Source organism: Halobellus sp. LT62 (assembly GCF_037031285.1).
GTDB classification, from domain to species: Archaea; Halobacteriota; Halobacteria; order Halobacteriales; family Haloferacaceae; genus Haloquadratum; species Haloquadratum salinisoli.
Genome location: NZ_JAYEZO010000003.1, coordinates 1 through 5,546 on the forward strand (window position 1 = coordinate 1; position 5,546 = coordinate 5,546).

Genomic DNA, 5,546 nt, shown 5'->3' on the forward strand with positions numbered 1-5,546 from the left:
ATGAGGATTCCACCCCTGCGGTCCGCCGTACAGATGGGATCTGATGTTAGCCTTGGTGGTTCGGTGACACCTGTCTGGTGTCCACTGAACCACTGAACGGACCACGCAATGATATTTGGTGATCTCCTCTCTTCACGGAGAGGAAATCCCGCCACACCCCCCTCCCTTCGGGGAGGGACCCATTCCGGTTGATCCTGCCGGAGGCCATTGCTATCGGAGTCCGATTTAGCCATGCTAGTCGCACGAGTTCACACTCGTGGCGAAAAGCTCAGTAACACGTGGCCAATCTACCCTACAGACGCGAATAACCTCGGGAAACTGAGGCTAATTCGTGATAGAACTCTCCTGTTTGAACACCGAGAGTGACAAACGCGTTAGCGCTGTAGGATGAGGCTGCGGCCGATTAGGTAGACGGTGGGGTAACGGCCCACCGTGCCCATAATCGGTACGGGTTGTGAGAGCAAGAGCCCGGAGACGGAATCTGAGACAAGATTCCGGGCCCTACGGGGCGCAGCAGGCGCGAAACCTTTACACTGCACGACAGTGCGATAAGGGGACTCCGAGTGCGAGGGCATATCGTCCTCGCTTTTGTGTACCGTAGGGCGGTACACGAATAAGAGCTGGGCAAGACCGGTGCCAGCCGCCGCGGTAATACCGGCAGCTCAAGTGATGGCCAATCTTATTGGGCCTAAAGCGTCCGTAGCTGGCCTCGAAAGTCCGTCGGGAAATCCACACGCTCAACGTGTGGGCGTCCGGCGGAAACTTCAAGGCTTGGGACCGGAAGGCTCGAGAGGTACGTCCGGGGTAGGAGTGAAATCCTGTAATCCCGGACGGACCACCGATGGCGAAAGCATCTCGAGAAGACGGATCCGACAGTGAGGGACGAAAGCTAGGGTCTCGAACCGGATTAGATACCCGGGTAGTCCTAGCCGTAAACGATGTTCGCTAGGTGTGGCACAGGCTACGCGCCTGTGCTGTGCCGTAGGGAAGCCGAGAAGCGAACCGCCTGGGAAGTACGTCTGCAAGGATGAAACTTAAAGGAATTGGCGGGGGAGCACTACAACCGGAGGAGCCTGCGGTTTAATTGGACTCAACGCCGGACATCTCACCAGCCCCGACTACAGTAATGACGGTCAGGTTGATGACCTCGCCACGACGCTGTAGAGAGGAGGTGCATGGCCGCCGTCAGCTCGTACCGTGAGGCGTCCTGTTAAGTCAGGCAACGAGCGAGACCCACACTCCTAATTGCCAGCAGCAGTTTCGACTGGCTGGGTACATTATGAGGACTGCCAGTGCCAAACTGGAGGAAGGAATGGGCAACGGTAGGTCAGTATGCCCCGAATGGGCTGGGCTACACGCGGGCTACAATGGTCAAGACAATGGGTTGCCACCTCGAAAGAGGGCGCTAATCTCCGAAACTTGATCGTAGTTCGGATTGAGGACTGAAACTCGTCCTCATGAAGCTGGATTCGGTAGTAATCGCATTTCACAAGAATGCGGTGAATACGTCCCTGCTCCTTGCACACACCGCCCGTCAAAGCACCCGAGTGAGGTCCGGATGAGGCCATCGCAAGATGGTCGAATCTGGGCTTCGCAAGGGGGCTTAAGTCGTAACAAGGTAGCCGTAGGGGAATCTGCGGCTGGATCACCTCCTACAGACCGAGACCACCCCGACGAGGGTGGCTCACTTTCACTCATCGCGTGGCGAAAACCCGTTCACGGAACACAAACGCCAGACAGGCACTTTAGAACCACCAAGGCTAACACGGGCCCGTAGCTCAGCGGTAGAGCACCTCCTTTGCAAGGAGGACGCCCTGGGTTCAAATCCCAGCGGGTCCATAACCCACTCCACTCGAGACACGAGATCGCTTCACAGGGCGCTCACCGAAACGAGCCCCTTAAGTGATCCCGAACACTCGACTGGAGTGGACAGAACTGATGCACTATCCCGTGAAAACGCGGATAGGAAGGGTTCGACGGACGCTCCGGACGCCACCGGACGTTCAATGACAACCATTGTACGCGCGCAATCCAGACGCCCACTGAACCCGTCCTCACACCGCGTGAGAACGGATCTAACTGTGGACGTCACAGATCACTATCCAACAATACAGTGACAGACGAAGACGAAGACGAAGACGACACTCAAACTGGCTACTGTACTGGCTGGTGAATGGCTCGGCTCGAGAGCCGACGACGGACGTGCCAAGCTGCGAAAAGCCCGAGGGAGTCGCACGGAGACTAAGAACTCGGGATCTCCGAATGGGAATCCCCACCGCAATTGCTTCGCGCAATGGGGAACGCTCCGAATTGAAACATCTCAGTAGGAGCAGGAACAGAAAGCAAACCGCGATGTCGTTACTAACCGCGAGTGAACGCGACACAGTCCAAACCGAATCCGTTCCTAGAACGGAAATGTGGTGTTCGGACTAGTCATAACGAAACACAACCTCACGAGAAATCTCCTGGAACGGAGTGCGATACAGGGTGACAGCCCCGTACCGTGAACGCGTGTTTCCGGACTACCTCCAGAGTATCGAGGGTTGGATATCCCTCGTGAATATCGCAGGCATCAACTGCGAAGACTAAACGACTCCTCGAGACCGATAGCGAACAAGTAGCGTGAGCGAACGCTGAAAAGCACCCCGAACAGGGCGGTGCAATAGGGCCTGAACTCAGTCAGTGATAGAACGACGAGGCATACAAGGTCCTCGAAAAAACGAGCGTGGGGCAACCCACCAGTAGGAATTCGAGGAAGCCGGTGTCGCGTCGTGCGTTTTGAAAAACGACCCAGGGAGTGCATCCGTATGGCAAGCCTAACCGGAGTATCCGGGCAGGCACAGGGAAACCGACATGGCCGCAGCCTCTTCGAGGCCAGGGCCGCCGTGTTCAAGCGCGGGGAGTCATACTGATGCGACCCGAAACCGAGTGATCTACGCGCGGGCAAGGTGAAGCGTGGCGAAAGCTGCGTGGAGGCCTGCAAGAGTTGGTGTCCTACAATACCCTCTCGTGACCCGTGCGTAGGGGTGAAAGGCCCATCGAACTCGGCAACAGCTGGTTCCAGCCGAAACATGTCGAAGCATGACCTCAACTGAGATAGTCTGCGAGGTAGAGCGACCGATTGGACGAACCGCCTCCGAGAGGAGTCGGCCGTCCTGTCAAACTCCGAACTTGCAGACGTCGTAGACGTTGGGAATCCGGTATGCGGGGTAAGCCTGTGTACCGTGAGGGAGACAACCCAGAGCCGGGTTAAGGTCCCCAAGTGTAGATTAAGTGCAACCGAAGGTGGTCTCGAGCCCTAAACAGCCGGGAGGTGAGCTTAGAAGCAGCTACCCTCTAAGAAAAGCGTAACAGCTTACCGGCCGAGGTTCGAGGCGCCCAAAATGATCGGGGCTCAAATCTACCACCGAGACCTGGCAGCGTCCTTGAATGGACGACCTAGTAGGCTTGGCGTACTGTTCGGGCGGAAGCACGGGCGAGAGCTCGCGTGGACCGTACAGTAACGAAAATCCTGGTCACAGTAGCAGCGAGAGTCGGGTGAGACCCCCGACGGCCTTATGAGCAAGGGTTCCTCGGCACTGCCAATCAGCCGAGGGTTAGCCGATCCTAAGTCCTACCGTAACTCGACTAGGACAAACGGGAAACTGGTTAATATTCCAGTGCCATCGTACAACAACGTCGACGCTTTTGGAAACAGCAAGCGGGGCCTTCGCCCCGTCGAATCACAGAAGATCGTGGACGCCGTAACGGCAAGAAGCGATCGAATTGTGAGACAGCGCAAGTTGCTGGTACCGAGAGCCCGTGAAAAGACGTACGATGATCGTACCGAGATCCGACACAGGTGCTCAGGCAGCGAAAGCCAAGGCCCGTCGGGAGCAACCGGCGTTAGGGAATTCGGCAAGTTAGTCCCGTACCTTCGGAAGAAGGGATGCCTGCTTTTCACCGAGCAGGTCGCAGTGACTCGGACGCTCCGACTGTCTAGTAACAACATAGGTGACCGCAAATCCGCAAGGACTCGTACGGTCACTGAATCCTGCCCAGTGCGGGTATCTGAACACCTCGTACAAGAGGACGAAGGACCCGTCAACGGCGGGGGTAACTATGACCCTCTTAAGGTAGCGTAGTACCTTGCCGCTTCAGTAGCGGCTTGCATGAATGGATCAACGAGAGCGTCACTGTCCCAACGCTGGGCCCGGTGAACTGTACGTTCCAGTGCGGAGTCTGGAGACCCCCAAGGGGAAGCGAAGACCCTATAGAGCTTTACTGCAGGCTGTCGCTGAGACGTGGTCGCTGATGTGCAGCATAGGTAGGAGGCGTTACACAGGTACCCGCGCTAGCGGGCCACCGAGCCAGCCGTGAAATACTACCCGTTAGTGACTGCGACTCTCACTCCTGGCGGAGGACACCGGTAGCCGGGCAGTTTGACTGGGGCGGTACGCGCTCGAAAAGATATCGAGCGCGCCCAAAGATTTCCTCACCCGGGTCGGAAACCCGGAGAAGAGCGCAAGAGCACACGGAAGTCTGACAGTGATCTTCCCAACGAGGATCGCTGACGCGAAAGCGTGGTCTAGCGAACCAACGAGGCTCCTGGATGGGGCCCGTTGATGACAGAAAAGCTACCTTAGGGATAACAGAGTCGTCACCCGCAAGAGCACATATCGACCGGGTGGCTTGCTACCTCGATGTCGGTTCCCTCCATCCTGCCTGTGCAGAAGCAGGCAAGGGTGAGGTTGTTCGCCTATTAAAGGAGGTCGTGAGCTGGGTTTAGACCGTCGTGAGACAGGTCGGCTGCTATCTATTGGGGGTGTATTGGTACTTGAGAGGAACGATCGTATAGTACGAGAGGAACTACGATTGGGTGCCGCTGGTGTATCGGTTGTCCGAGAGGGCAGATGCCGAGCAGCCACGCACCACGGGGTAAGAGCTGAACGCATCTAAGCTCGAAACCCACCTCAAAAAGAAGTGCCACCGAGGACACTCGTAGAAGACGAGTTAGATAGACTCGGGGTGTACGCACCGAGGCAACGAGGTGTTAAGCCCGCGAGCACTAACAGTCCAAAGCCACACTCATACATTGAGAATTGGTGTCGTCAGACTCATCGTTCACTGACACTGAACACACAGGACGTGACGACGACCACACGAAACCGAACTCACCACGTGAGAACGGGTTCAGGCGGAAACTGGATTGCGCGCACTACAATGGTATCTAAACGCCCATAGCAAATCAGATCAGATCAGTCGGATTGACCGACGACGGTCACTAGCTTCCGAGGACAGACTCGGAAGGTATAGATGGTTCGAGTCCATCAGTCGGCATTACGGCGGCCACAGCGGCAGGGATCCACCCGTACCCATCCCGAACACGGAAGTTAAGCCTGCCAGCGTGTGCGCAAGTACTGGAGTGAGCGATCCTCTGGGAACACGGACTCGCCGCCACCCACTCATACCACATACCCCACACTCCCCCGAGAAACATCCCCACCAGAGAGCCCACGAGACAGCGCGTCTCGTGGGCTCTTTTCATTTCGAAACGCACGCGGTGA

1 tRNA gene and 3 rRNA genes are annotated in these 5,546 nt (G+C 56.8%); all 4 read left to right on the forward strand.

Annotated elements, in window-relative coordinates:
- The first annotated feature begins 181 nt into the window (after positions 1–181).
- The 4 genes from U5919_RS15745 (at position 182) to rrf (ending at position 5,442) form a co-directional block, all read left to right on the forward strand.
- Positions 182–1,654: ribosomal RNA gene (locus U5919_RS15745) — 16S ribosomal RNA — on the forward strand.
- Positions 1,655–1,767: 113 nt separating this feature from the next.
- A tRNA-Ala gene (locus U5919_RS15750) sits at positions 1,768–1,839 on the forward strand.
- A 306-nt stretch (positions 1,840–2,145) separates the two neighbouring features.
- Positions 2,146–5,070 (forward strand): 23S ribosomal RNA (locus U5919_RS15755).
- A gap of 250 nt (positions 5,071–5,320) precedes the next feature.
- Positions 5,321–5,442: ribosomal RNA gene (rrf, locus tag U5919_RS15760) — 5S ribosomal RNA — on the forward strand.
- The 16S, 23S and 5S rRNA genes sit together here with 1 tRNA gene alongside, the layout of an rRNA operon.
- Positions 5,443–5,546: the final 104 nt, after the last annotated feature.